We start from the raw sequence: 26,148 nt of genomic DNA on the forward strand, positions 1-26,148 counted from the left end.
CGTCCTGTTCTCCTTTAGCGGCGCGTCACCAGATGGCTCGTCAGACGGCTCAGCAGCGGGGTGACGTCGTTCCAGGTACTGAGGGCACCGCCCACCTGACCGGCCACCGTATCCAGTGCACCGGGCAGTGCCTGGCCGGTACCGGGGGTCAGAGCACTGAGCGTGTTTTTCGCCTGGCTGGCCGTGGTCGCCACCTTGCCCGCCGCTCGGGTCAGCTGACTGGCCGCAGGAAAATGGGCTTCCAGGCCGGCCAACAACGGCTGCGCCTGTATCAACGGGGTGGCCACCTCACCTAAGCTAGTAATGACCCCAGGGAGGCGCGTTAACGCCGCGACCGGATCCGTTTTCATCTGGCGCACCACCCGGATCGCCTGTGAGGCCGTGGCCAGTGCCGACTGCGCCTGACGGGCCAGACCCACCGCCCGCGATAGCGGTGTACCGGTGGCTATTGCCCGGGTTAGCCCGGCGGCTTTTCTGTTCAGTGTCGTGGCCATCGCCGGCGGCTTAAGTGGTTGGCGCAGATCGCCGGTAAATTCACGCAGACTGATATCGACCTCCAGGCATTGGGCGATACCGTCGGCATGCGCCAACACCGTACGACCGGTAAGCGTGGTGATCACAAAATGCCCCAGGTACTCGCCATTGCCGAGCACAAACGCCAGTGCCTGGTGGGCACGACAGGCGGCCTGTAGCCGTTGCCATTGCGCGGTCGGTTGACAGTACTGCTGATGAAACCGCACGCTTAAACTGTATTCATCGCACTTGTCGCCGACCCACTGCAGACCCGGTTTACGGCCAATGCGCGCCTGCTCGGCAAACTCACCGCCAAGGGTGGCTTCCAGCGCGGTAAAGCCGGTCTGTAACTGCACTTCAATCTCACCGAGTATCGCCAGCATCAGTGAAAGGCCCGCCGTTGTTGTTGGTGCATCAGCTGCGCCAGGCGTTTTTCCAGCTCACGCACACTGATAGCCAATGCATCACGCAACGCCGCCGGGGTCGTCTGCGACTGACCGTTCATCACAATCTGCGGCGCAAAGGTGATCTGCATGCCTGAAAAAGCCTTCCCCTGACCGGCAGGGGAGATCGGGGTATCAGGCCAGTGGGGCACACGCGGGGACGGCGGTTGCATCAGCGGCATCAGGCCGCCGACGGCGCGTTCTAACGCGGGCGTGGTGCGGGTAATGCCCAGCACCGCCCCCTGCACAATATTGTCCCCCAATCCGGCGAAAACACGAGAAGGGCTGTGGATCCCCAGCGTTTCCTTAAACCAGCCCGACACACTGTCACCAAAATGGACAATCGTCTCTTTGGCGGCGGTTAAACGACTCTTGATCCCGTTGACCAGACCCTCAATCAGCTGGCGACCCGCATCGGTAAAATGGGCGGGCAGTTCAACATGGAAATAGCTCATCACCCCGGCAAAGGCTTTATAGAACAGACCCACTGGCGACCAGTTAAGGATAAGTGCCCCAACGCCCGCAATACCGCCGGAAAACGCCTGTTTCACCTCGGCCCAACGGGCCTGAAAGAAAGCGCTTATCGGCGTCCAGTAGCGGACAATCAGGTAAGCGCCGGCGGCAATCGCGGTGATAGTCAGGCCGATAGGGGTAAACATCAGTGCCCGCCCCAGCCACAGCAGTGCGTGTCCGGCGAGGCGCAGGCCCGTCACCAGTCCGCCGGCCAACACCTTACCTAATCGTCCCGCACTGCCCGCGAAGCGGCTTAAGCGCCCACCCATGCCAAAGGCGGTGCTGAGTAATAACCAACCGGTACGCAGCCGGGTAAACCCGCCCCACAGCAGGCGTATCGGCGAACCCAGCAGATTGAACGCCAACCTTGTGGCCAACAATCCCCCCTTAAACAACAGGAGCGCGCCCACCGTTTTAGCCATACCACTGACCAGCTGGGGGTGGGTTTTGACCCAGGCATTGGCGGCGTTCACATAAGGGAGTACCGTGGCGGCTAAATTCTCTACCGCTGGTTTTAGTGCATCACCGAGACTCAGCGACAAATCCTGACTGGCAATGCCTAACTTTTTCATCTGTTCAATGGGGGATTCAAGCCGTTTTTTATAGTCACTGCCTAATACATCCTTGTCCGCGGCCGCCAGGGCCTGGGCGCGGATTTGCCGGTACTTGTCCATATTGGCCAGCATCGGACGCACAAAGGCCATCACCTGCATATCGGCAAACAGTTCACCTAAGCCAAAGTTCTGCTGCAGGGCCAGTAACGCTTTATCGCGGGCGGTATCGTCCTGCAGCGCCATCGCTGATTTAAATTGCGCCAGCGCCTCGGGACTCTTTTGCGCCAGATAGGTTTGCAGGGTATTCATCATCCCTTCAATCGGCGAAATCCCGTGCGCTTTTTGCTGCATGAGTGATTTTTCAATATCGATACCGACATCACCAAAACGTTTTTTAGTTTCAGGGGCGTACAGTTTTTCCAGAAAGTTATTGAAATTGTTCGCCGCTTTATCGGTGCTACCGGCACCCATTTTGGCTACCTGCAAGGCAGCGACCATCTCGGCCACCGCCGCTTTACCCTGGGCTATGTTGGCCATTTGTGGTGCCAGCTCCGGCAACCACTTCACCTGGTCAGCGATTTCAAATGACCCAGCCTTACCCCCTTGCGCCATGATGTTCTGTACCACAGCAAAATCTTTCGCGGCAATGCCCAACCACTGCTGGGTGGTCACCGCCGCCTGTGCCCACAGTTCAGCCGACGTCCGGGTGGCGGTTGCACCTCGGGCGATGTGTGGCAGGTAGGCGCGGATATCGTCCAGGCTGTCAATGTTATTGCCAATAAGCGCACGGGTGGCGGCCTGTAAATCATCCTGCGTCTGGTTGTATTGCTGGCTCCAGGCGCGGATATCTTTACCCAGCGCCGCCTGGGTGGCACCGTCGTAACCGGCGGTGATACCCATATCGACCAGATTGTCCTGAAAGGTCATCGACTGCTTGACAGACGGCGCGACCGCGCCCACCGCTGCCGCCGTGGTGGCCCCTAACGCCAGTCCTTGCCCCATCAGGGCCTGTCGTTGTTGCCCGGCAATCTGACTGGCCATCATAGTGTGATGCAAACGGCGATGCTGTTGCTCGAGACGGGAAAGTGTCTGACCCACCCGACCCAGCTCGCTATTAAGGTTACGCGCAGCCTGACCGCCCAACTGACCGTAGCGGGTCATTGCCTGGGTCAGTTGTTGCTGACGAGTCTGCAGACGACGGGTGGTGTCCCCTAACAGATTGAGGCTACGTCGGGAGTCACCCATCGCCGAGCGAAAGGCACTGGCCACCGCCCCCTTAATCACCACCCCAATCGAAAATGTGTTGGCCACCGAGTCACCTGCCTGTGTTACGTCTGATTAACGGTTAAGTACTTGTCCCGCGTTGCCCGTGCTCCTGCCGGATTTGGGCGGCGGCTTCCTGTAAATAGTCCTCAAATTCCACCACGGTCAGCGCATCCAGCTCACTCGGCTGCCAACGGAACCATCTCGCCAACAGGGCCTGCGCCTGACGCAGCGCCTTCGGCGAGTGCATCCAGCCCCGCAAACTGGCGAAAGTGGTCTTGCAACTGCTGATAATCCACCAAATCCATATTGTCGATATCTTCCGGTATCAGGCCGGTCATACGGGCAATCAACAGACTGTCCCAGTCATTGGCGTTTTCACTTAAGCGGCGTACCGCCTTGATGTCACTGACCTTGAGCCGGTTTAAGCTGACCTGGGTTAGCCTTTCACCACTGCCCAGGGCATAAGGGTATTGCAAGGTGTAATGTAAAGACGGTGTCATGAGGGTTATTCCTTACCTGTTACTGTCAAGCGCCCAGATTGGCGCGATAATCGGTGAGCATATCTTCACCGTTGATTTTAAAAATATTGGCGATCACATCCAGCTCCAGCAGCACCTGGCCATCCATCACCTGCTTGATATAGCTGCAGGTAAAACTGCTGCTCATCTCCGGCACCTCATGCTGCTTAAAGCTGCCCAGACTATTTTTGCTGAACATCACCGTCATAAACACCGCGACGGGTAATTCATCCTGGCGACCCTGTGCCGGGTTATAGCGCTGCAGGCTACCGCGACATTGCAGCGGATACGCCTTGAAGGGATTGGCGGTACGCAGCGCCACTTCTTCATACAGGCTGGTCCAGTGAATCTCCCCTTCCAGCTTGTCAAACCCCGCCGGTAACTGAATTTTGCCTATCATCCCCAGCGCCTGATGCTCCTGCTGCACCACGTTGATTTCCGGTAGCTTGATTTCTTTTTCCCGACCTATCAGGCTATTGCCGTCCAGGTAGACGTTGGCATTGGTCATAAAATGCAGTGCATTGCCCGCCATCATCTCCTCCTTATCGTTATCTTATTGACCCTGTGCGTCACGCTCATGTGGAAACCCCACTTTTCAGGAAGGTGAGATAGTCATTAGTGATTTCCGTCTCAAAGGTCAGGTGCTCCATCGGCGGCGGTGGGGTGTATTTGTAATTCAGTTTCAACTGCCCCAGACTGAGCGCATCCTTGGTGTTCTTCGCCGGGTCATACCAGCAGTGAAAACCCAGCAGCGCCCCATCGGCAATCAACCTCCGACCATAGCCATTCACGGATTCGGTCAGCGCATCAATCAGCCCCTGATTAATGGGGCGATCAATATATTGCAGACTGAAATGGCGGATAGATTCATTAATCATATCCCCGGTGCGCCGCACATTTTCAAAATTCTTCAGATGCGTCACGGTCGGCCAGGCCGCGGTGCGATTGCCCCACAGGCGTAATCCGCTACCAAAGCGGTTAAACACCGTGGTAATGCCGTTCTGGTTAAGCAGATTGACCTCGCTATTGGCATCATCAATGCGCGCACTTAACGGGCGCTCAATCCCGACAATGCCCATCAATTCCTGATTGGAAGACGACCACCAGAACCCTTTTTCCCGGTCAATTTTTGCCCGCAGGCCCGCCGCGCGCGCTGAGAGCGGCTCCAGACGATTCTGATTCGTCGCCTTGTCATAGACCTTGACCTGCGGATAACACAGGCGTACCCGGTCAGAGGCGGTATTAAAATTAATGGTGCCTTGTGGCCCGCGTCCGGCTATCGCCTGGGCAAACGTCGTCCCCGCAGGCGCATCAATATAGGCGATGGCTTCACAGGGGTGCGCCAGGGCAATCATGGCGGCAGCCACCGCATTTTGGTGCGAGAAGCCGGGCACAATCAGCAGCTTTGGGCGAAAGCCAAACAGGCTGTCGGCATTTTCCAGTGCTTTCATGCCGGTACGCTGGTCGGCGGCATTGGTGGCACCCAAAACGTCAGCGGCGGTGATTTTTGAGACATCCGGGGTGTTATAGGTCACACTGACGGTGGCCCCCTGGGCAATACCGCCGGTGGTAACACGGGTGACGTTGCCCGTTGCGGCGGCCATGGTATAGTCGGTCGCCACCTGATAGGGGGTCTGCCCATCGACGCTTTTCACCACCATATCGCCCACGGGTAACTGGCTCAGTGTGGCACTGTGGTGCGTGCTATCGAAGGTGACACTTTCTGCGGTTATCGTTTTCTGATGGCTTTTGGGGTCAAACACATTGACCACCAAAACGGTCCCGACACCGTGGTCATAGATAGCGCGCAATGCCTGTGGCAGGGTAAATCCACTTCGCTCATCGCCAAACTGCGCCGCATCCTCTTCCGACAGGCACAGGGTCAGGGTATTGACCGGGCCTTTGGGCGCGGTACCGACCAGGCCAATCACGGACGATTTTCCCGTTTTGACCGGACGGGTCCCGCGTTCAATTTCCAGCGTATCGACGCCGTGATGGTGTTCTCTACTCATGGGGTGACCTCGTTACTTTTGGTGTCTGCTGGTACTTTGCCGCGTTTTCTGGCGGGCATCGCTAACGATGAGCTGACCGGCACTTCGACGGGTTTGGCCTCATCAGGGCGGGGAGCAGCGGTGTCGCCCGATGAGGTGATTGCCGGTGCCAACGGTGCAGCCACGATGGGTTTGACGGGGGTTTCTGCTTCCTGACCCAGAAAGGTTAAATAGCCCTGGGCTTCCAGCCCCAGCACATAATCGTTATCCATCGGCAAGGTCACTTCCTGACCCGGCCAGAACATCACATCCAGGATGCGGCCATCCGGTAAACGTAATGAAGCACCCCCCATCTGTTCGCCGTCATAACGATAACGGGCCGGTTTGCCGGTCGGCTGTTGAGCCTGTTGTGATCGTTGTTCAAAATCAGTCAACGGTTTTGCCGGTTCAACGGGCGGATCGGGATAATCAAAGCCCAGAAAAGTCAGATAGCCCTGCGCTTCCAGCGAGACAATAAACGGATGATCGACCGGCACATCGACCACCTGACCGGGATAAAACATCACATCCTGGGTACGGCCATCAGCCAGACGCAGGGGGGCCCCATTCGGGGATTCACCGTTGTAGCGAAACTTCGCCATAGACCACCTCATTACTTTCTGTCTTCATGAACTCTTCCCGAGTACGCGGTAAGGCGTCGTGCGGGGCGTCCTGCACAAACCAGGTTTCTGTCGCGACCGTCAGCGCGTATTGCCATAAACCCTCCGATTGCCCCAAAAAAACCTCATCAATCAGCCACAGTGGGCGGCGACAGTCCGGCGGCATAAAGCCGCCCACCGCCTGACGCAGGGTATCGAGCAGGGCAATCGCCCCCTCGTTACCGTTAAGCTGGCGCATCACCAAGGTCAGCGTGAAATGCAGCACCCGCGGCTGAAACACCCTACCCACATCCTGAATGTCGCCAAAACGCGAGCGGGCAAAACTGAGCAGCACCGCGCCGAGCGGATGATTGAGATGAAAGCGTTCCGGCTGCTCAGGAAAGAAGGTGACGTCCAGTTGCGGCAACCGCTGTTTCAGCAGGCCCAGGAGGGCGCGCATGATATCGAGCGTCATTCAAAGTCCTCCAGTAAGCCGCCGGGGCCGCTAAAGCGCGCCGGACGGGCGCGGACATGAAAAGCCCCCGGCTCGGGGAGCACCTGACCACTTGCGGCGATACCTAACGTCAATTTTCCGTCACGCAAGGCTTCCAGCATTTTCAGGCTGCCGCGATACACCTCTTTTATCGCCTCGGGCAGTTGGCCTTCGGGACGACGCAGGTACAATCGATGCGTCACCAGATTGACCGCCATATCGCGCAGTACCGTGGGAACGGTCTGCAGCGGCAAGACGTAACGCCCGCGCAGATCAGCATCAATCAGCTCATCGGCATAGCGGATAGCGTCGCTCAGCACCTTGTCGTGAATCACATTGGGCAGGCTACCCATCAGCGCTTCGCCTGAGACATCCTGCGTCAACTGAACCAGCGTATGGTGTGAGAGCAATTGCCCGATATCCTCCAACGTGCAGTAGGCCATCAGATACCTCTGACCATGCGGATAATCTCGCCAGCGGCGGTGGCGGCATCCAGGGCCACGCCCACCGTTGAAGCGGGCAGCCCGCCACCGGTTAATGCGCTTTCTGATACCACCCGGCCTTCACTGTCGGCCTTGAGCAGTTCACCGGCGCTAATCGCGGCACCGGCTTCTACCGCCATGATGCCCAGCACATTAATCGGTACGCTGTCGCCTTTTTTACCGGAGACCTCGGCGACACCGAGTTCCGTCCCGGTGCCCTTAAAGGGTTTTGCCGTGATGCTCACCAGACGATGGACGGTTAACTCCTCCACTGCCACCACGGTCGTGGTGAGTACCACCTGTTGCGTCACCATGTTTTACGCTCCTTTAATGCCACTAATCAGATACCCGGCCTCACTGCCCACCACCGCGACCTTGTAAATATCGGTGTAGCGGATATTGACCACCTTGCCGCCAACACTGTCAAAGCGGTCGGCCAGGGGCATTCCCTGCCGGCGGAAGGTATAGCCAAAGGACGGCCTATGCTCATCCGCGCTATCACTGCCCGCAGAGGCGGGACTGACCACATGCAGCATCAGGTTATCTTTCCACAGGTCGGTGGTGGTTTTACCGTCTTTCGCCAGCTGAACCGGCGCGCCAATCAGCACCTCATCCACCTGGAATAAATCTTTTAACATCTCGGTGGTGATACGTTTGCGTTCATTCCCACCCAGCGCGTCTTGCAGCACCTTATGAAAGCGCAACAGCGCCATCACGCTCGCCCCCATGGTAATGACGTTGGGTCGCAGTCCAATATTGGCCCGCACCACTTCCATTCCGGCTTCAATATCTTTCAGCGGATCGCCTTTTTCTTTATTCCAGGCGGCATCGCCGGTCAGGGCCTTTTTTGCATTGCTGGCATAGACCGAGGTCGATTGCGCCAGCTCCGCCACATACTGCTCACGGCGCAGCAAAATACCGTCGGTGGCGCGTTTAATCGCCTTGATTTCTTCATTGAACATCGATTCCGCCTGTTCGCGGTAATCGACCGGCACCGCTAAATCATGCTCATCGAGCACGATATCGGTAAACGCCTGTTTTTCTCTTAACAGGATATTGCTGTTGGCCCCGACCGCGCGTTTGGTTTCATACAGCGCCAGCCGTCCTTTACCAAAGGTCGGTACCTTAACGCCTTCTTTTTCTACCCTGACGAGAGGAAACAGCTTCTCTCCAATCAGGCTGGCATTGCGGTATTCAGCGGCAATGTGGGTCAGCACCGGGTCGTTGGCCCGTTTGCTTTTTAAATAATCAGACATGGGACTCTCCTGTCAGGCAGCGTTTCACCGCCGCTTCGTAAGGCATGGACTCACGCGCCTTAAGCGCCATCGCCTGTTGATGCAGCGCATCCGGATCGGCGGCCTGCTCAGTAAAGGCAGCGCACCCTTGCGGTGTAGCGCGTCTGCCCGGCACCGCCTGTGGGCGAAAATCAACCAGCGGGGCGGATGAGGTCAGCAGCGATTTAACCGCTTCTACGAGCGGACGGGTGTGACTGCCTTCGGTAAACTCCAGCGGTTTTTCGCTGTGGGTCAACGCATCCAGTAACGCGACAATCACCGGCTGTCCCGCCGGGGCCAGTCGTCCGTCGTTCATCAGCGTTTCGGCAAAGGCCACATTGGCGTCATGAGCGACTTTAGCGGCCTGCGCGGCTTTTTCGGCCTGATGAGCGCTGAGCTGTTGCTTTAACGCCGCGTTCTCAGCTTCCAGCTGTTTTTCGGTTTCGGTTTTTTCCACAGTAAGGCTCTCCGTTGTGGGATAAGGGTTGACAACCCCAGGCTCAGAAAAGGCCAGGGTCTCGGTGGTTAGCGCAGGGGGTTCAGATGGAGTACCCACATAGTGGCTCAGTAACGCCCGTAGCCGAAGTAGCAGCGAGTCGTGGCTGTCATCCCGATCTTCGGTAAATTCCACCACCCCGTCCTCGGTATCTGCAAAAGAGACCGCGCGTAGCCCTTTGACAGCGGGCGGCTGTGCGCCAAGAAAACCGACATGGCGTAAATACAGGGCACCCGGTGCCGGATTATTCGGCGCGTGGGGTAAATAGAACGACGCCGAGATTTTTTTGTAGCGGCCCGCCGTCACCAGTTCAGAAAAAGCCGGATCAACCTGCTGCGGCTCTGCCAACAAATCACGTCCTTGCGCCGACAGCTGTTTGATCCAGCCGTAAGCGGGCGCATCGGTAGTCGGGTGACCGGTCACTATCGGGGCTTCATGTAACGCCGGATCGTAGGCATCCGCACAGGCGCGTAAATCCTGCTCGCTGACGTTCAGTACCTGCCCGTGGCTATCCGTATGCCGACCGCGCGTAAAAATATGCAGGGATTTCATGGCACCTCCATTAACATCATGGCAGCAGTGTATGCCAGGTCGGCGCATTTCCCTTTTAAAGGGCTTTAAAGATTTTCATTTGAATATTTTTGATGACAGAAGAATGCGGCGGCGGCTATCGGGGATAACCGCGTCAGGAAGGGGTTTATAAAGCTTTATAAAGGGCGGAAACGTCCTCGGGTATCGCGTTGTATCCTTTAACCACCCGAGCGCGTCAGGCAGCGCTTAGCGGAGGCTAGCCTGTTGCAAATAATCAAGCACCTCATCGAGCAGCTGGCGTTTGACTTCAGCCTGTAGCTGTCCCCCCTCGGATACCGGCAGGTAAGGGCGCGGGGGCAGCGTCACTGACCCACCCCGCCCCGCTTTCCCGCCCTGTTGATGGATACGTGCATAAACGCGATTCGTGCCGACCCGTGCCTGATGCGCATCATAGTCCGGCGTCACGCTGCGGCGTAAATACCCGTCCTGGGAGAGCGTCATGCCCTGGCGGGCGAGGGCCGCAACCGACGGCTGCCAGCGTGGCCGCCCCTGCGCCTCAAAGTTCAGGTCAGTAGCGGTTTTCAGCGTTTCAGACCAGCGTCGCATCAGCGGGGTCAGGTCGTAAGCGGCGTTCTCCAGGCGCTTTAGCGCCTGTTTCAGGTCGTTATCGGTTATCTCAACCGACAGGAGAGTGGGTTTCATTGAGTGCCCCCGAGTGCTTTGCTAGCGACGGCGTGTAACGGCCCCTGATAGCGGGTTAAGTCCGGTCGATACCCTTCACCGGGGTTATACGACCAGCCGATATCCGGGGAAAACACCGTATGATTGTCAAGTGTCAGCTGGGCCACCGGCTGCATTTCGCCGGTTTTGCGCGAGACGACTTGCAACGACCAGCGCAGACGGTCGCCGGACGTTTCCACCGTGAGTCCTCGCGCTTTGATGTCCCGTTCAGACAGGGCTATCACGCTGCAGCGACAGCGCCAGCCATTGGGCGGGTAGAGTGCACGCCATACCGGGTCATCGGCAGGAAACACCCGGCCATGCAGCGCCAGGTGGCTTTTGCGGGTGCGGTTATCGCGTATTGCCACATACATCCAGTAGGGACGCGCCGCAACATTCTCCCGCATTTCTGCCCAGCGCCCGGCGTTGTACAGGGTAGTGAGATTGGTGCGGTAAATCGTCTCCAGTCGCGGCGGGCTGCCTAATTGCACCGTGACCGGCTGCCCGCTCACGGGGTCGGTGCTATCCTGCTCCCCCCACCATCCCTTGGCCTGCAGTACCGGGGTCAATTCCTGAGCAAACCACTGGCCGGTTTTGCCTTCCGCCAAGGTGGTTTCCAGCGCCTGATAAATGTCCTGCAGAATATCCAGTTGTGTCACCTTGGCCACCGTCGCGCTCTGGGCATGGGCCTGCTGCCAGACATCCTGCCAGTCCCAGGAAAAGGTAAAGCCTTTGGCTTTCAAGTAGGCTATCGCCCGTTTGGGCGGCAGGCTAAACAGTGCCGTCAGTGCGTTATCATTGAATGTCGGCATGTAACCTCCCCCAGACGTTGGCAACAAACATCACCCTGGCCAGGGTTTCCTGTAGCGCCTCTGCCTGCATCTCGGGGTAGAGTGCGGCCAGTTTTCCCCTCAGTTCGCGGGGAGCCACACCGGATTGTACGGCTTGAAATAACGGTGACAGTAGTGGTTGTAGCGTCTTATCTAACGAGCCATCTTTCATCAGGCTGTCTAGGGCACGGTCAAGCTGTGCCTGGGCATCGGATGCGGTCTTGGTGTCGTTCTCGGCAAAGATCAGCGGCGGTGCGGCGGAAGAGGTGGCGTGTGGCGCGCTTTCCATCAGCAAATCGCCCGGTTGCAGGCCATATTCACGCTGATAGTATTGCGCGCTGAAAAAGCCTGCCGTTTGCGCCAGACTCTGGTCACGTTTGGCCTGCACCTCATCAATGGTCTCCTGCTCCCACAGTCGCCAGGTCGGCACCGGCACATCACCAAAGTTCAGTTCAACCAGCCAGCGAATCACCTGATTCACCGCACTCATCACCATCACCGCATCGCCATCGCGGATATCGGCGGCCACTTCCAGCCCGGCCTGGGCCGAGGCGTGATTGGTTTCGGCTTCGGTAGTCTGGTTCTGGCCCAAGAGCGCAATGGTAATTTCACTGCGCGCCATCTCAATCAGGTCTTTATACAGACGGCTCGACGCACCTTTGGTGGCGGGCTCCTTGAATTCAATACTGCTGTCATCCGGGATAACCGCCACCGCATCCTGCACCATCTGCTCGAGGGAGTGCAGCAGCGGGCTGATATGCGCCTGGTCCTGGCTACGCGGATGATACCCCACTACCCAGGGGGTGCCGTATTTTTCACTAAAGCGCATCCAGAACGACCAGCCGGCCTTCTTGAACGTCACCGGCCAGAAGCACAGCGACAGGTCGGCAAAGCCGTAAGGGTTATCAAAGGTGGCGTCTTGCGTGGCCACCACAAATTTGCGCGGCGGTAATAACTCGCCCGCCAGTCCCGACTGCTGGGCCTGAAAGCGCAGGCGATTCTCGGTATCAAAGGTAAACCACTCCGGTGGCTTGCCCACCACATCGGTGACCACCAGATGGCGACCGTCTTTTGCCCAGGTCAGTTCGGCGGGTTGATAGCCAAAAAAGGCCGCCTCCAGCAGCTCCCCAATGAGGCGGTTCATGTCCCACTGTGCCAGCCTCTGTTCAATAAAACGCACCACAGGCGCAGGTGCCTGCCCCGGCTCCAGTCCGCGCTCCAGGCATTTGACCGCCGATTTACGCCGCCGGATACTGCTACCCACCAACGGCTCAGCGCGTAACTGGCGGTAGACGCTAATCGCCTGGCCTCTGGCGCGTAATATCGGGTCGGGATTGGGTAAATGGCCGAACAGTTGACCCAGGCCCGCCGGACTGCGGGCGCGGGTCGCGATGTCACTGAACAACGCTTTTTTATCGACAATCATCAATATCCCTCCAGCAAGGATGAGGCCTGACGTGGGCAACAGGAGTAAGCCCGTACTGGCCCCTGCGGCTGGTCGGCAGCGTTAAGCGCTAAAAACAGCGCCCAGGCACGGTCAGCGTGCCCGGCGGCATCGCTCTCGGCCACAAAACGCGGCGCGCCAGTCGGACTCATCACTTTTTTCAGTTTATGCAAATCGGCCCGTAGCGCCCCGTCTCCTTGCGGCAAACGCAAGCGCCGGTCTTCAAACACCTCTTTACCGCGTGTTGCCAGCGTCAGCTTGTTGCTGGGCGTGAATAACACCCCTTCGACCCGCGTGCTGCCATGACGGCGTTTGGCATCTTCCACCGGCTTTTCGCCGAGACCAGTCTGGTCGATGCAGCACCGCAGTACCCGGTAGTGGGCAAAGACCGCATCGAGCAGCGCATCCTGTTCGGCAAAGGGGGCACGCTTGCGGGTAATGATGTCGCGCGTCCAATACACATCGCCGACCTGTTCAATCACCCATATCACAAACAGGTCATGGCGCAGACCGATATCGACCCCGACAAAACAGGGGCCGCCGTTATACTGCGCCGGTTTGCCGGCCTGTGGGTGCTCTACGCCATCAATCAGGTCATAGGAGAGCCAGGCGGCGGCTTCATCCAGCCAGTGCAGTTCAAATTCCTGCGCCCAGGCATCGTCATCATTGAGCGCCTGTTTGAGGGCGGCCACATCCCGTGGCAGGCCGTCTTTGACCGCCTGGTAAATATCGACCCGATGGCGTGACCAGACGCTGTCCAGCGACGGGTCGGTCATCAGCTCATAAAACTTGTTGCCCTTGCCATTGGGGGTGGAGGTGACGCGTAGCTTGTAGCCGTTTGATATCACCGGAAACAGCGCCGCCCAGATTTTGCGGCTGTCGGCATGAAAGGCAAATTCATCGAGAAACACATTAGCGGCAAAGCCGCGCGCCGTATCCGGGTTGGCGGGGAGTGCAGTAATACGCGAACCGCCGGGCAGCTCCGCCTCCAGCAGGGTGTAACGTTCGCTGCCTGGGCCTTTCACGCTGCCTTCGATTTCACGGATGGCCAGACCGTACGCCTGACAATGCTTTTTGACCCCTTCTTCCATTGCCTCTTTGGCCTGGCGCTCACCGCGCGAGAGAATAACCCAGCGGGTGCGACCGCCACGGGCCTCGGTCTCAAAACAGTCGTCAACCAGCTCTAGCGTGGTGGTAAAGGTTTTGCCGGTCTGGCGGGCAAACTGGCCGATTTTAAAGCGCGCCCGGTCGAGGAGCCAGTGCTGTTGGTAAGGGTAAAGCTTGAGTGCCGCGCTCATTGGATTATCCCGTAAATTTGTTGACGGACACGCTGCACGGTTTCCAGGCTGACGTGGCCGTCGTTGTTTTTGACTTCCTGCTCCAGCTCATCGAGGCGGGCGGCGATTTTCTCGCGCACCTCCGCCTGATAGCGTTTGAGACTCACTGACGAGCGGGTCAGGGTGGCAATGCTTTTACCGACTTTGGCCAGTAGCGAGGCGCGCTCTGCCGGCTCCATCTCTTCATCACTGGCCTCACGCACGTCAATCAGCGCGGTCAGGATATCGGCCTGAATGGTGGCGATAATCGCCTCCGAGCGTTTGTCCTGGTCGTCTTCGGCCCCTTCGGTAATGACGCGTGCCATCTCGGTGGCTTCACGAATGGCGGCAAAGCGGCGTTGTACCTTCTGGCCGTAGCGGGAAATCTGCGCCCGACCGATGCTGTACCCTTTCTCCCGCAGCAACGTCTCCAGCTCGCGGTAGCCACTGAAATTCCGCTCCGTCAGCGCCCGGTCGAGCCATTCACGCACCGAGGAGGGCAATACCTCGATATGACTGCGCGGTGCCATCGTCACTCTCTCCAGTATTTGGCCGGGCGGGCAATGCCGGGGATATCGTCGGTGACGTATTCCACCAGATTCACCCCTTCCGGCATCAGTGTGGCCGTCCATGAGCGTGCGGGCGGTCGGGTCAGGCGTACCAGGCTTAAGCCCTCAAGGAACAGTAACTCTTTTTGCAGCTCCAGCATGGTCATGTCCGGGTAGAGCGAATGGCCCACATCCCACAGCAGCCGGTCATTGGCCGGATAGGGCCTTGCCTTGTTAACCACCTGCAGTAACACCCAGCGCAACCCTTCACCGCGTGCCTGTTCGGTCTCTATCATTCTTATCCTCCTGCCACCTGACGCAGTTGTATGGTTTCCAGCTTCTGGTAAATCGCGTCAAGCCGTGACTCCACCACCTGCTGATAATGAATAAATTCGTCGCGCCGAACGTAACGTTCCGGCACCTCCACTTTGAATTCCAGCACCCCGCGCTCAAGGCGTGAGCCTTTATCGGACGCCTCGCGCATCAAGCGCTCCAGTGACGCAAACCGCTCAGCCTGACGCTTTTCGGTCTCGCGGATAAACCACCGGGCCAGCCCCGCGAGAAAGCCTGCCAGCCCAAACAGGTAGCTCACCAGTACCCAGAAATCGACCTGTAATGTCATGGTGTTAATCCTTCAATATAATCCAGTAATCCATTGACCTGTGCCCGCCAGACCTGGCATTGCTGCCCGTTGTCGGTGATATTAGTGAGGATATCGCGCTGGGTGACCGGACTCGGTCGGTGTCGCTCGCCAGGGGTCTCAGCTGACCGGGTCGGGTTGCCAGTGCCGCCGGCAGCGGCGGCAGGGACTGAACCGTCAACGTCTGACAGCCCGAGAGCGGCGTTGTAGTGTTGCACGAAGCCACGAGTAAATACGCAGGCCACAGCATGAGGCTGGCCTTTTTCATCCTGCCAATGTTGGGTAACATCCTCTATCCGCCTAGTTAAGTGTTGGGTTTTGTCACGAAGCTGTGCAATGCGATTCAGGTAGTGCTGTTCAGCTTGATGCGCTACCTTCACCTGATGAGTAAAACGCCGTTGTAGCGCTTGTAGGGTTTGCGCGGCCTGCTCGGCGCGCTGTTTTTCCTGAACCGCAAACGCTTCGCGCAGCTGATGGAGGGTTGCCTCGCCCCGTTCCGTGGCACGATTGACGCCGTGCGTGTAGCCGTGCCACCAGATGCCCGACAGCAGCGCCATTACCAGCAGCCCACCGAGGCTTTTGATGCTGACTGCACTAAACACAATTTGCCCCTCCCCAGGTCAGGTAACGTGGTGCCAGGGCGTATAAAATACTGCGGGGATAATGGCGATTCTCACGCCAGGCACTCACGCGACGTCCGGCATTGACCCGTTCAATGTGGTGAAACCAGCGCCCACTGTCGTGACCGAGACGTTTGGCCAACTGACGGTCACGCTGCACCCAGCCCAAACCGCCGTTGTAGGCCGAGAGGGTCATCGCCATACGTTCACAGCGATTGACCGCCGATAATCGTTGCCATAGCCAGCGGTCGAAACTCACCAGCGCCCGCAGGCTCCAGCCGGGATTAAGCGGCGCTTTGGCTGCCAGTGCCGGCATTACTTCCCCAATCCATGCCGTGGTCGCGGGCATAAACTGCCCCAACCCCTGCGCCCCGATGGGGTTCGTGATGCCGGGCTGCCAGCTGCTTTCGTGGTGAATTTGAGCGGCAAAATCCGCCACCGGCGCATTAAGGCCCCACACCAGACGGGCGTTACGTATCAGCTCAGTCCGGTACGGCAGTGCGGCTTGTGGGGGACGGGCCGCATCGGCATCAAGCGCGCCACCAAGGAGCACTATCAGCAAAAGGAATAACAGCCATCTGGGGTCGCCCTGCGGACGTTGATAGCGGTTCATGGTCATAACCCCATTGCCACACTCAGGCAGACAGCGGCGGCAAACACCTGATGACAGCCGCCGCGTACCGGATGTCGACCTTGTGCTACCTGCGGGTGGTCATGGTGCAGGTATTGACCGGGTCGGGCTTTGGGGAACAGCGAGCGGTCAAGCCAGTAACCTACGACTGCCGCCAGGGTGATCAAGGCCAGCTTGTAGAGCACCACCGGCAATTGCTGTGGTGAGACCAGGCCAATCACCAGCAGCAGACCGGCGGCGGTGAGGAACCAGCCACCGAGGCGTGGGGTTTTAAAGGGGGGTAACATCAATTTTTTTCGGGTTTTCATGGCGGCCTCCCTGAGAATCAGGCAGACAGTGTGACAAGGTAGTGCGCCAATCGCTTTTAAAGCGGTTTACTAGTGGGAATGGCAGGGCGTGGTTAGATTATCCTCAGCAATTGCCTCGAGCGGGGCAAGGGAAAAAGCGCGACCCACCCGGTGCGTTAACACCGGACAGGCCGTCAACACACAGCACCGACCTGTGAGTCAACCGTGGCGCTTTCCGTCCTCGAGGACAGGAAAGAGTCTACACGAATTTCCATTAGTGAAACAGGCTTACAGACAATGACGCAACATTTTTTACCAATACTGCCCTGGATAGGCGGTAAACGGCGGCTAGCCAAACAGATTTTACCGCGCTTCCCGGCGCACACCTGCTACGTCGAGCCATTTTGTGGCGCAGCGGCGCTCTTCTTTATGAAGTCACCCAGCAAAGCGGAAGTGATTAACGATATCAACGGCGAGCTGGTCAATCTCTATCGGGTGCTGAAACACCATCTGGAAGAGTTTATGCGCCAGTTTAAATGGGCGCTGGTCAGCCGGGCGATGTATCACTGGTTAAACATCACCCCAACCGAAACCTTAACCGATATCCAGCGGGCAGCCCGTTTCTACTACCTGCAAAAACAGGCGTTCGGCGGAAAAGTCGCTGAGCACACCTTTGGCGTGACCACCACCACGGGGCCACGCCTGAATCTGTTACGCATGGAAGAAGAGCTGTCGCTCGCGCATCTGCGATTATCACGCACCACCATTGAACAGCTGGATTGGGCCAGCTGCATCGCTCGCTATGACCGTCCACACACGCTGTTCTACTGCGACCCACCGTACTGGGGGACAGAGGGCTATGGCGTGGATTTTGATCTGGCGCAATATGAAAAACTGGCAGGGATGGGACGAGACCTGGCGGGCATGATGATTATTTCGGTCAATGATATTCCCGAGATGCGGGCAGTGTTTCAGAGCTTTGCGATGGAGAGCGTACCGATACGGTATAATCTGAACAGCAATCAGCCCACACAACGGCGTGAGCTGATTATTACCGTTAAATAACCCTCTCCGCTGCAACGGAGAGGGATGGGTCATGCGCGGCTGCGGGCGGCTTTTTTCTCTGCCATTGCGGTCAAGGTGCGTTTAGCCACTTCGCGGGTTTCGCCGGGAATATGTCGAAAGGCTGTTAGCACTTCCGCTTCTTCCTCATCACGCACCACATCGAGCGCACTGGCTTCATCACTGCGCTCCCCTGTCATCACATAATTGAGATCAACCCCTAACGCCTTCGCCGCGATTAAGTAGCCCGCATCAGGATGTCGTTCGCTTTTTTCGTAGTTGTACTGGGTGAGTTTTTTGACCCCACAGCGTTCGGCGAAGATCTCCTGGCTAAGCCCCAACCGCAGACGCTCGGATTTAAGGCGATCTCCGACGCCTTCGAGTGTCAGCGTCACCCACTGCTGGGCATCAACGGGTGTTTGTTCATCGCTCGCAGCAACCGACGAGGTTTTGCCCGCCAGTTGTTGGCTTAACTGTTGTAACTGCTTCTCTTTTTCGGCGACCAGTTGCTGGCTGCGTTTAAGGGCTGCTTCATCTTTACGTAATGCTGCTCGCAATTCCCGCACCGACATGCGGTCAACCTCATCCAGCGTCAAGCCCGCAATGGTGCCGCCTTCAGCGAGTTCGGCGAGTTCTTCATCATCTTCGGTCATTAACTCAAACAGTTTTGCTTTGCCAAGTAGTGCCAACGTTGGAACTTTTGACTGGATGGCGGGGGATAAGTACTTTAGTGATGCGTTCATCATCCTATATCCAGTGCTTTTAGTTAAACCAAGTTGCTGAGTTAAAATGTTAGTGAATTCTCCATAAGGTTCATTTTCCTTAAGAATCAGCAGTCTTTTTCCCGCTTCCAGCATGGCTTCGGCACTTTGTGCCATATAGAAGCGCGCTTCATGCACAATGCGCTCGCGTTCATAGGGTAGTCCATCCCCAAAACGTGCCATTACCTCCTGTTGGGCGCTGTTTTCTACATTTTTTTCAGAGTATGCAATTGCCCCCCCCCCCCCGGCAATCGTGATATTGTCCGCCGTACTGACAGACAGGCTGGTTGCCACTTTTTTCTTTGCCATGCAGGTCTCCTTTAGGCTGATAACAGCCCGTGGTTTTTAACGGTGATAAGAAATATACAAAAACAAACGAAAAAGACTTTACATCATTTTGCATGTTAATGTATATTTATTTTTAACTTTTTATGACGGAGATAACACCATGTCACTGCAACACCCCGCCGACTTTAAGCGCTGTTTTTATGACCATGTCTATCAGCACTATCCATCCATGAGAGCATGGGCCAAGACAAACGGTTTTAACCACCATCACGTATCCATGCTACTGAGTGGTCGCTGCCAGGGCTGGCGTGGGGAAGCCCGTAAAATCAAACAGGCGATTGAACAAATCATGGGTTCTCCCATGCCATCGGGAAAAAAGCGCCATAAAAAATAACATTCGCCTGTTTCACTGACGGTAACACAATTTCCATTAATGAAAAAGAGGCATCCGATGAAAAACACCTTATTACTGCACCCTTCTTCACGCACACGATGGGCGCTGCGTATTTTAAAAGCCATGAAAGGGCATTACCGCGACGGCCTGTCCAATAAAGCCCTGGCGGCGCTAATCAATGACTCTGCGGCCAATATCAGTCGCACCCTGCCATTTTTAGTGGAAGAAGGGATGGTTGAGCAGCGCATCAATGGGAATTACGGCCTCGGTGAAGAATTGATACAGATTGCTATTGCCTTTTTCGATGAAACCGAACGGGCACAAATCAAGATGGCAGAACGACGTGGGCGCTGCGTAGCCTCACCGTCAAAACTGTAAGAGGAAAAAACAATGGGTAGAAAAGCATTGCCGATGATGGCTGAAATCGCCCCCGAACAACCTTTGGCACCGGATTTAATGAATAATCTTAACGCCTTAGCTGAACATCAGCAGGCCATTATGGAGAAGTACGGCGAGGGCTTGCCCTATGAGCGTGAGCGCATTGTGCATGAAGCGCGCTTCTATATGGCGCAAAGTGCCGAAGCCATGCTGGAGGCGGGAAAAAGACTGCTGATTCTTAAGGAAAATGAACCTTATGGAGAATTCACTAACATTTTAACTCAGCAACTTGGTTTAACTAAAAGCACTGGATATAGGATGATGAACGCATCACTAAAGTACTTATCCCCCGCCATCCAGTCAAAAGTTCCAACGTTGGCACTACTTGGCAAAGCAAAACTGTTTGAGTTAATGACCGAAGATGACGAAGACCTCGCCGAACTCGCTGAAGGCGGCACCATTGCGGGCCTTAACCTCGACGAGGTTGACCGCATGTCGGTGCGGGAACTTAGGGCAAAACTGCGAGAGACAGAAAAGATGCTCGAAGCTAGCCGCGACCGAGTCAGAGAAAAAGAAGAAAAAATCAATAAACTGAGTGACAAGCTGATACTCGATCAACCTCGACCATCAGGGGAAGAAAGCATACGTCAGCTCCGCGAAGAAGTTAGCCTGGTCGGATTTGATGTTAAAGCCATATTAATGGGCCGCTTTCGGGAAGGGCTGGAAAAACTGAGCAGCCACAGTGGCGATATCACGTCCCACGCCGACTATTTAGCGGGCTTGCTTAATGATATTGAGTTTGAAATCAATGTGTTACGCAGTGATTTTGCATTACCCCACCACGCAGTATCAGCGTTGGTACCTGACTGGGCAAAAGCCGATGCGGATGCCGACGATGCCGATTTTCAGTTACCGGAACACCTGCGCGGCACCGGACAGGATAACGGCGAGGAGGCGGTGTTATGAACGCCATCCTGACCGAACGCGTACTGGCAATTGCCCAGGCCGCAGAGAAAGCCGGACATGGCGGCAAAGACGCGGTGTATCAGACAGGCTGTCAGGCACTCGGCATTTCCAAAGCCACGCTGCTGCGAAAAATCAAACAGGTAAGCGCTAAACCACCGCGCAAACAGCGGGTGGATTATGGCACCAGTGCCCTGACGCGTGAGGAAGCCCTGCAAATATCTGGCGTGATGATGGCCTCGCATCGCAAGAACGGCAAGCGCCTTTACAGCCTGGAGCAGGCGGTTAATGACCTGCGGGCGAACAACCTGATTAATGCCGGGTATATTGATAACGAGAACGGCGAGTGGTTCCCCCTGTCGGTGGATGCCATCAGCCGGGCGCTGTACCGTTATCGACTGCACCCCAACCAGTTAGGCGCACCTGCCCCTTGCGTCCAGTTAAAAACCGACCATCCTAATCATGTTTGGCAACTGGATGCGTCGCTGTGTGTGCTCTATTACCTGAAAAATCCCGCCAAAGGTCGCAATACGCGCGATAGCGGCCTGCGCATGATGCGTAAAGCGGAATTTAACCCCAACAAACCCAAAAATCTGGCCCGTATTGTTAATAACCGTGTCTGGTCATTTGAGCTGACCGACCATACCAGTGGCTGGATTTACGCCGAGTACCGCTTCGGCGGCGAAACAACGCAAAACTTTACCGATGTACTGATTAATGCCATGCAAGAACGCGGTGGGGCCGACGTACTGCATGGTGTGCCGCGCATCCTTTATACCGACCCCGGTTGCGCCCTGGTCTCGTCCACCATGCGCAACCTGTGTAAAACTCTTGGTATTCAACTTATCGCCCATAAAGCCGGTAATGCCCGCGCCACCGGCTCAGTGGAAAAGGCGCGCGACATTCTGGAGTGCAATTTTGAATCCGGTTTACGGTTTGTGCAAGTCGATAATATTGATGAACTCAACCGCCTGGTCGGGTTATGGCGTAAAAAGTATAACCGCACCGCACTGCATCGGCGTACCGGCATGACCCGCACCGACTGCTGGTTACGGATCACCCCGCAGCAGTTAATCAAGGCACCACCCGTTGAAATATGCCGTGAACTAGCAGTGAGTCTGCCGGAAAGCCGTAAGGTTAGCGCACATCGGCGCGTATCGTTCAGGGGGAGTGAATACGATGTACGGCAAGTCCCCGGCGTTTGCGTGGGCGACACTGTACAGATAGTCCGTAATCCCTGGCGCGACAGTGAAGCGCAGGTGGTCATGATGAATGAGGACGGCATGGAAGTCTTTTACCGGGTACCCGAAGTGGCGAAAGACGAGTACGGTTTTCCCCTCAACGCACCGACACCCGGCGAATCGTTCAAGGCATTACCCCACACCCCGGCGCAACATCATCTGGCGGAAGTCGAGCAGACCCTGTATGGCACCACCACGCCGGGGGAAACCGCCGTCGCGCAAAAAGCCAATGCCTTACCCTTTGGTGGGCGCTTTAACCCTTACCTTGATAATGAACGCGATACCCCACCCATTTACCTGCCCAAACAGGGCCAGGCTTCCACGGTTTGCGCGCCACGTTTTGAAGAACGTTTAAACCCGGTCGTGGTGGTTCAACAGTTGCGCGCGCGTTTCCAGGCGGCGGGCAAGACCTGGCGCAGTGAATTTTACACCACGCTGACCCAACGCTTCCCGGACGGCATCCCCGCTGACCAGGTCGACGCGCTGGGTGATGAGCTGATGGCCCAGTCCACCGAGGTGGTGGTCAGTCTGGCCAGTCACGGTTAACGGGAGGCCATCATGCTGAAACTCAAAACCCTGTTACAACACCACAACCTGACCCAGGCAGCACTGGCCCGTGCGCTTGACCTTTCCGAGGCGACGCTGGCGCAAATAGTCAATCACCATCAGTGGCCGAAACAGGATACCGACGCACTAAAACACCGCATCCGTGGCTGGCTAAGTGACCAGGGCATCGCGGCGGACGACTGCTTTGACGGGGTCACATCCAGCAGCAAGGAAAAGCACACACCACCTAGCAACGAGGAAGACACCATGTTACTGAAAAAACAGGTATTACTGACTGCCACCAAAAAGCATTTTGGGCTGTTTCGTGCCCCATTTGACGACAACGCGGTACAAGGTCATGAAGATGTGTTTTTAACCCCTGAAAGTCGTTATGTGCGCGAGGGGTTGTACCAGACCGCCAGCTATGGCGGCTTTATCGCGGTTATCGGTGAATCCGGCTCGGGTAAAAGCACGCTGCGACGTGACCTGACTGACCGCATCTATCGGGAAAACGCCCCGGTGGTGGTGATTGAACCCTACGTGCTGGCGATGGAAGACAACGACCATCAGGGCAAAACCCTGAAAGCCGCCAGTCTCGCCGAGGCTATTGTCCATACCCTGGCCCCACTGGAAAAACTCAAACGCTCACCCGAAGCCCGCTTTCGTCAGCTACACCGACTATTAAAAGAGAGCCCCCGCGCCGGGTACAGCCATGTACTGGTGATTGAAGAAGCCCATTGCCTTCCCATCCCGACCTTAAAGCACCTTAAACGCTTCTTTGAGCTGGAAGACGGCTTTAAAAAACTGCTGTCCATCGTCCTGCTGGGACAACCCGAACTGGGCGACAAGTTATCCGAGCGCCTGCTAGCGGTCAGGGAAGTGGTACAGCGGTGCGAAGTGATTGACCTGCCGCCGCTGGATGAACACCTGACCGACTTTCTTGATTTCAAGTTTAAACGCGTCGGCGGCGACACGAGCAAAGTCCTCGGCCCGGATGCGATACCGGCACTACGTCAACGCCTAAGCTGGCTGCGCCCGAAAAAAGACACGCCGGTCAGCCTGCTTTATCCCCTGGCTATCGGCAATCTGGTGACCGCCGCCATGAATCTGGCCGCGCAAAACGCCATTCCGGTTATCGACGCCAATATTATTCACAGTGTGCATTAAAGGAGGCTTTTATGCTGAACCCCGCCGTGACCATTAAAAACCCGTCAGCGATGACCTACCAGGCCATCCAGCAGCAGTTCAGGCAATGCCTGTCGGTGATGGACAACCTCAGCCAGGAAGGTTTTACCGTCAGTCAGTTTACCGTTGATGGCTATAGCCGTCCGACCATTACCCTGCTGCATGACCGACGGTGTGATGCCTTACATAAAAAGGGGCATGCCGTTCGCTATGCCCTGGGTACCGACCATCAGGGTTGCTGGGAAAAATACCAGTTTCTGCAAGATAACTGCCGAATCACCTGGGAGGTACGTTAATCATGAAAACACGCCCTGTCCGTATTACCGCTCGCCAATCGGTTTATTTGGCAAAGACCGTCGATATGCCGGAACAGGACTATGAAACCTATTTATCGATTTGCGAAAACTGCCGTGATTTTAATGAACAGGATTGCTGTCTCGGTGACATTGCGGCCCGATATAGAATTAACGTATTTGAGCATATTCAATACAGTGACGCCCTTGAGGACATTATTTTCGAGCGCGTTTAATTCCCGACGTTGTTAATGAAAAGGTAAAAAAGATGGCAAAGAAAATAACGCGGCTTAAAGCCGTGGCGGCTTCCTGCGCCCCGCAAACCCGTGAGCAGGTGATAAACGATATTAAAAATCTGGGCGATATTCAGCGGGAAATGACCCGACTGGAGACACAGATTAACGATGAAATTGCGCGCTTAACCCATCAACATGCGGCTGATATTGAAGCCATGAAAGCCCGCATCACCCTGTTGCAAAGAGGTATCCAGACCTGGTGCGAGGCCAACAGGGAGGAGCTTACCCAAAACGGCAAAACCAAAACCGCCAACCTGATAACCGGCGAGGTGTCATGGCGTAACCGCCCACCGTCCGTTTCGCTAAAAGGGATGGACGATATCCTGCAGGCGCTGGAAGAAAACGGACAGACCGACTGCATTATTCGCAAAGCACAGCTTGATAAAAATGCCCTGCTAAAAAATCAGGACACTATCCAGCGACTGAATATTCCCGGCATTACGTTTCGCAATCAGCTTCAGGATTTCATTATTACGCCCTTCGAGCAGGAGGTGACCTCATGAGCTATCAGGAAATAAAACCTCTGCGCCGCCAAATTGAAAGGCACATAAACCGCGCCATGCATCACCTGCAGGCAGACCATTCTGCCGCCGCGTATTGTGAATTTCAAAATGCCTTCGAGATATTGGCCGAACTCATCGTCGCCTTAGATAACCTGAGTTCGGGATAAGAAATAAAGAGAAAGTCTTGATATTCAAATAGTTGAATGAGCCTGTTTTGTTAAAATACTCTAACAGTCTGGTTAAAGAGTAGAGCATTGTTAAACAATTATGGAAAATCTTACTGAACTTTATTGCCTGATGGATGATTTTTGCAAAGACTTCGAGCCAAAAATGCATGAATATTTGCTGACTAACGGTACTAAGCGTCGTAGACGGTCTACTCAGCTTTCGTTGGCGGAAATGATGACACTGGTTGTGTTGTTTCATCAACTCCGATTCAGGCAATTCAAGGTATTTTATCTCTATTATGTCCGCTTATATCTCCGGAAGGAATTTCCTAACTTGCCATCCTATTCACGCTGTGTAGAGTTACTTCCGCGTAGTGCCTTAGCGTTAACGGCACTGTTTGAGTCAATTAAGGGAAAATGCACGGGGCTATCGGTTGCCGATTCTACTCCGATAGCGGTGTGTGATAACTTACGGATCCGCAGACATAAAGTCTTCAATGGGATAGCTGAACGGGGAAAAAATTCAACAGGTTGGTTCTTTGGTTTCAAGCTTCATGTAATTATCAATCATTTGGGGGAAATACTCAGTTTTCGACTCACACCAGGAAACACCGATGATCGGAAACCATTGCCTGAGCTGACAAAGGATCTTTCTGGTTGTTTGTACGCAGATAAAGGGTATTTATCGGCTTCACTGAAACAGCAACTCAAAACGATGGGAATTAGCCTTATAACGAATATCAAGAAGAAAATGAAGCCTATTAAACAGACTTGTTTCGACAAAGCCATCTTGCGTCATCGTTCTGTCATTGAAACGGTATTTGATGAGTTAAAAAATCTTTGTCAAATAGAGCATACGCGACATCGCTCTCCGGCTAACTTTGTAGTGAATTTATTAGGCGGACTGGTTGCATATTGTTTAATGCCATCTAAACCAAAGATACCTGTTGCAGGTACGTATCTTCAAGTATAATTGATAATGCTTATCCCGAACTCAGGTTAGATAAGGAAAACACGTTATGACCATTACCTGCATCAGCTGCCATCAGGCAACGCGACGTCTGAATCCTACCCAGGCCGAGATCACCCAACAACCGGAAAGCGGCGAGTGGGGGATTGACCTGTTACTGACCTGTCCACACTGCGGACAGCGGTATAGCGCCTGGGTACTTAATTGGGATGTCGTGCCGCTAAAAGGTATCACGGCAAAGTCGCCATCAACACCACCCCATCATCAAACGCACGAGGTAAATAAACCATGAACCTTGACCTTTGGTTAGTTTTTTTAGGGGGTGCCTTGCTCAGTGCCGTATTACCCGGCGT

Annotated in this window: 35 protein-coding genes; 12 read left to right on the plus strand and 23 right to left on the minus strand. The window is 55.7% G+C overall.

Annotated elements, in window-relative coordinates; all coding sequences use genetic code 11:
* Nucleotides 1-14: 14 nt before the first annotated feature.
* The 22 genes from V3224_RS09515 to V3224_RS09620 all read right to left on the minus strand — a co-directional run bounded on the left by V3224_RS09515 (nucleotide 15) and on the right by V3224_RS09620 (nucleotide 16,769).
* The gene (locus tag V3224_RS09515; RefSeq protein WP_334470138.1) at nucleotides 15-896 is read right to left on the minus strand and encodes a phage tail protein; all 882 of its coding nucleotides are present in this window, start codon (nucleotides 894-896) and stop codon (nucleotides 15-17) included.
* Nucleotides 896-3,334 (minus strand): phage tail tape measure protein, encoded by a 2,439-nt coding sequence (locus V3224_RS09520; protein WP_334470140.1) that lies wholly within the window; start codon nucleotides 3,332-3,334, stop codon nucleotides 896-898. The genes V3224_RS09515 and V3224_RS09520 overlap by 1 nt, the downstream gene beginning before the upstream one ends.
* 34 nt (nucleotides 3,335-3,368) lie before the next feature.
* Nucleotides 3,369-3,497: a hypothetical protein gene (locus V3224_RS09525; protein WP_334470379.1), complete on the minus strand. Its 129-nt coding sequence runs from the start codon at nucleotides 3,495-3,497 to the stop codon at nucleotides 3,369-3,371.
* The gene (locus tag V3224_RS09530; RefSeq protein ID WP_334469186.1) at nucleotides 3,466-3,789 is read right to left on the minus strand and encodes a phage tail assembly protein; all 324 of its coding nucleotides are present in this window, start codon (nucleotides 3,787-3,789) and stop codon (nucleotides 3,466-3,468) included. Before V3224_RS09530 ends, V3224_RS09525 begins: the two co-directional genes overlap by 32 nt.
* Nucleotides 3,790-3,814: 25 nt before the next feature.
* Nucleotides 3,815-4,339: a phage major tail tube protein gene (locus V3224_RS09535; RefSeq protein WP_334469187.1), complete on the minus strand. Its 525-nt coding sequence runs from the start codon at nucleotides 4,337-4,339 to the stop codon at nucleotides 3,815-3,817.
* A gap of 43 nt (nucleotides 4,340-4,382) precedes the next feature.
* Nucleotides 4,383-5,819, minus strand: coding sequence for a phage tail sheath subtilisin-like domain-containing protein (locus tag V3224_RS09540; RefSeq protein WP_334469190.1), 1,437 nt, complete (start codon nucleotides 5,817-5,819; stop codon nucleotides 4,383-4,385).
* The gene (locus V3224_RS09545; protein ID WP_334469192.1) at nucleotides 5,816-6,439 is read right to left on the minus strand and encodes a hypothetical protein; all 624 of its coding nucleotides are present in this window, start codon (nucleotides 6,437-6,439) and stop codon (nucleotides 5,816-5,818) included. Before V3224_RS09545 ends, V3224_RS09540 begins: the two co-directional genes overlap by 4 nt.
* Nucleotides 6,414-6,911: a Gp37 family protein gene (locus V3224_RS09550; protein ID WP_334469194.1), complete on the minus strand. Its 498-nt coding sequence runs from the start codon at nucleotides 6,909-6,911 to the stop codon at nucleotides 6,414-6,416. The genes V3224_RS09545 and V3224_RS09550 overlap by 26 nt, the downstream gene beginning before the upstream one ends.
* Nucleotides 6,908-7,372 carry a gp436 family protein gene (locus tag V3224_RS09555; RefSeq protein ID WP_334470142.1) on the minus strand — a complete coding sequence of 155 codons (465 nt, stop codon included), beginning with the start codon at nucleotides 7,370-7,372 and terminating at the stop codon, nucleotides 6,908-6,910. The genes V3224_RS09550 and V3224_RS09555 overlap by 4 nt, the downstream gene beginning before the upstream one ends.
* On the minus strand, nucleotides 7,372-7,725 hold the full coding sequence (locus tag V3224_RS09560; protein WP_334469198.1) for a capsid cement protein: 354 nt from the start codon (nucleotides 7,723-7,725) through the stop codon (nucleotides 7,372-7,374). The genes V3224_RS09555 and V3224_RS09560 overlap by 1 nt, the downstream gene beginning before the upstream one ends.
* Nucleotides 7,726-7,728: 3 nt before the next feature.
* Nucleotides 7,729-8,667 (minus strand): hypothetical protein, encoded by a 939-nt coding sequence (locus tag V3224_RS09565; RefSeq protein ID WP_334469201.1) that lies wholly within the window; start codon nucleotides 8,665-8,667, stop codon nucleotides 7,729-7,731.
* The gene (locus V3224_RS09570) at nucleotides 8,660-9,733 is read right to left on the minus strand and encodes a peptidase (protein ID WP_334469204.1); all 1,074 of its coding nucleotides are present in this window, start codon (nucleotides 9,731-9,733) and stop codon (nucleotides 8,660-8,662) included. The genes V3224_RS09565 and V3224_RS09570 overlap by 8 nt, the downstream gene beginning before the upstream one ends.
* A 225-nt stretch (nucleotides 9,734-9,958) precedes the next feature.
* A complete protein-coding gene (locus tag V3224_RS09575; RefSeq protein WP_334469206.1) occupies nucleotides 9,959-10,414 on the minus strand; it encodes a phage virion morphogenesis protein in 456 nt (151 codons plus the stop codon).
* Nucleotides 10,411-11,244: a phage head morphogenesis protein gene (locus tag V3224_RS09580; protein WP_334469209.1), complete on the minus strand. Its 834-nt coding sequence runs from the start codon at nucleotides 11,242-11,244 to the stop codon at nucleotides 10,411-10,413. Before V3224_RS09580 ends, V3224_RS09575 begins: the two co-directional genes overlap by 4 nt.
* On the minus strand, nucleotides 11,228-12,688 hold the full coding sequence (locus V3224_RS09585; RefSeq protein WP_334470144.1) for a DUF935 domain-containing protein: 1,461 nt from the start codon (nucleotides 12,686-12,688) through the stop codon (nucleotides 11,228-11,230). The genes V3224_RS09580 and V3224_RS09585 overlap by 17 nt, the downstream gene beginning before the upstream one ends.
* Entirely contained in the window at nucleotides 12,688-14,004 is a 1,317-nt protein-coding gene (locus V3224_RS09590) for a phage terminase large subunit family protein (protein WP_334470146.1), read from the minus strand. The genes V3224_RS09585 and V3224_RS09590 overlap by 1 nt, the downstream gene beginning before the upstream one ends.
* The gene (locus tag V3224_RS09595) at nucleotides 14,001-14,552 is read right to left on the minus strand and encodes a DUF3486 family protein (protein WP_334470148.1); all 552 of its coding nucleotides are present in this window, start codon (nucleotides 14,550-14,552) and stop codon (nucleotides 14,001-14,003) included. Before V3224_RS09595 ends, V3224_RS09590 begins: the two co-directional genes overlap by 4 nt.
* A gap of 2 nt (nucleotides 14,553-14,554) precedes the next feature.
* Nucleotides 14,555-14,866, minus strand: a complete 312-nt coding sequence (locus tag V3224_RS09600; protein WP_334470150.1) for a hypothetical protein — start codon at nucleotides 14,864-14,866, stop codon at nucleotides 14,555-14,557.
* A 2-nt stretch (nucleotides 14,867-14,868) separates the two neighbouring features.
* Nucleotides 14,869-15,192, minus strand: a complete 324-nt coding sequence (locus tag V3224_RS09605) for a hypothetical protein (RefSeq protein WP_334470152.1) — start codon at nucleotides 15,190-15,192, stop codon at nucleotides 14,869-14,871.
* Nucleotides 15,189-15,590 (minus strand): hypothetical protein, encoded by a 402-nt coding sequence (locus V3224_RS09610; protein ID WP_334470154.1) that lies wholly within the window; start codon nucleotides 15,588-15,590, stop codon nucleotides 15,189-15,191. The genes V3224_RS09605 and V3224_RS09610 overlap by 4 nt, the downstream gene beginning before the upstream one ends.
* Before the next feature lie 214 nt (nucleotides 15,591-15,804).
* Nucleotides 15,805-16,449: a transglycosylase SLT domain-containing protein gene (locus V3224_RS09615; protein ID WP_334470156.1), complete on the minus strand. Its 645-nt coding sequence runs from the start codon at nucleotides 16,447-16,449 to the stop codon at nucleotides 15,805-15,807.
* Nucleotides 16,446-16,769 carry a putative holin gene (locus tag V3224_RS09620; protein ID WP_334470158.1) on the minus strand — a complete coding sequence of 108 codons (324 nt, stop codon included), beginning with the start codon at nucleotides 16,767-16,769 and terminating at the stop codon, nucleotides 16,446-16,448. Before V3224_RS09620 ends, V3224_RS09615 begins: the two co-directional genes overlap by 4 nt.
* A 276-nt stretch (nucleotides 16,770-17,045) precedes the next feature.
* Between V3224_RS09620 and V3224_RS09625 the strand changes: the two genes are divergently transcribed.
* Nucleotides 17,046-17,813 (plus strand): DNA adenine methylase, encoded by a 768-nt coding sequence (locus V3224_RS09625; RefSeq protein ID WP_334470160.1) that lies wholly within the window; start codon nucleotides 17,046-17,048, stop codon nucleotides 17,811-17,813.
* A gap of 29 nt (nucleotides 17,814-17,842) precedes the next feature.
* Here V3224_RS09625 and V3224_RS09630 read toward each other — a convergent pair whose 3' ends face one another.
* Complete coding sequence (locus tag V3224_RS09630; protein WP_334470162.1) at nucleotides 17,843-18,880, minus strand: hypothetical protein; 1,038 nt, start codon at nucleotides 18,878-18,880, stop codon at nucleotides 17,843-17,845.
* A 139-nt stretch (nucleotides 18,881-19,019) separates the two neighbouring features.
* Here V3224_RS09630 and V3224_RS09635 point away from each other — a divergent pair, with 139 nt between their 5' ends.
* The 11 genes from V3224_RS09635 to V3224_RS09685 all read left to right on the plus strand — a co-directional run bounded on the left by V3224_RS09635 (nucleotide 19,020) and on the right by V3224_RS09685 (nucleotide 26,087).
* Nucleotides 19,020-19,253, plus strand: coding sequence for a hypothetical protein (locus V3224_RS09635; protein WP_334470164.1), 234 nt, complete (start codon nucleotides 19,020-19,022; stop codon nucleotides 19,251-19,253).
* A 57-nt stretch (nucleotides 19,254-19,310) separates the two neighbouring features.
* Complete coding sequence (locus V3224_RS09640; protein ID WP_334470166.1) at nucleotides 19,311-19,631, plus strand: IclR family transcriptional regulator; 321 nt, start codon at nucleotides 19,311-19,313, stop codon at nucleotides 19,629-19,631.
* A 12-nt stretch (nucleotides 19,632-19,643) separates the two neighbouring features.
* Complete coding sequence (locus V3224_RS09645) at nucleotides 19,644-20,597, plus strand: DUF3102 domain-containing protein (RefSeq protein WP_334470168.1); 954 nt, start codon at nucleotides 19,644-19,646, stop codon at nucleotides 20,595-20,597.
* A complete protein-coding gene (locus tag V3224_RS09650) occupies nucleotides 20,594-22,381 on the plus strand; it encodes an integrase catalytic domain-containing protein (RefSeq protein ID WP_334470170.1) in 1,788 nt (595 codons plus the stop codon). The genes V3224_RS09645 and V3224_RS09650 overlap by 4 nt, the downstream gene beginning before the upstream one ends.
* Nucleotides 22,382-22,393: 12 nt before the next feature.
* Nucleotides 22,394-23,548: an AAA family ATPase gene (locus V3224_RS09655; RefSeq protein WP_334470172.1), complete on the plus strand. Its 1,155-nt coding sequence runs from the start codon at nucleotides 22,394-22,396 to the stop codon at nucleotides 23,546-23,548.
* 11 nt (nucleotides 23,549-23,559) lie between these two features.
* Entirely contained in the window at nucleotides 23,560-23,862 is a 303-nt protein-coding gene (locus V3224_RS09660) for a hypothetical protein (protein ID WP_334470174.1), read from the plus strand.
* A gap of 2 nt (nucleotides 23,863-23,864) precedes the next feature.
* Nucleotides 23,865-24,095, plus strand: coding sequence for a hypothetical protein (locus V3224_RS09665; protein ID WP_032116679.1), 231 nt, complete (start codon nucleotides 23,865-23,867; stop codon nucleotides 24,093-24,095).
* A gap of 32 nt (nucleotides 24,096-24,127) precedes the next feature.
* Nucleotides 24,128-24,658, plus strand: a complete 531-nt coding sequence (locus V3224_RS09670) for a host-nuclease inhibitor Gam family protein (protein ID WP_334470177.1) — start codon at nucleotides 24,128-24,130, stop codon at nucleotides 24,656-24,658.
* Complete coding sequence (locus V3224_RS09675) at nucleotides 24,655-24,825, plus strand: hypothetical protein (RefSeq protein ID WP_334470179.1); 171 nt, start codon at nucleotides 24,655-24,657, stop codon at nucleotides 24,823-24,825. The genes V3224_RS09670 and V3224_RS09675 overlap by 4 nt, the downstream gene beginning before the upstream one ends.
* 100 nt (nucleotides 24,826-24,925) lie before the next feature.
* Entirely contained in the window at nucleotides 24,926-25,798 is an 873-nt protein-coding gene (locus V3224_RS09680; protein WP_334467716.1) for an IS982 family transposase, read from the plus strand.
* A 46-nt stretch (nucleotides 25,799-25,844) separates the two neighbouring features.
* Nucleotides 25,845-26,087: a hypothetical protein gene (locus V3224_RS09685; RefSeq protein ID WP_334470181.1), complete on the plus strand. Its 243-nt coding sequence runs from the start codon at nucleotides 25,845-25,847 to the stop codon at nucleotides 26,085-26,087.
* The last annotated feature ends 61 nt before the right edge of the window (nucleotides 26,088-26,148 follow it).

The sequence above is a fragment of the Arsenophonus sp. PmNCSU2021_1 genome, from assembly GCF_036919435.1.
Taxonomy (GTDB): domain Bacteria; phylum Pseudomonadota; class Gammaproteobacteria; order Enterobacterales; family Enterobacteriaceae; genus Arsenophonus; species Arsenophonus nilaparvatae.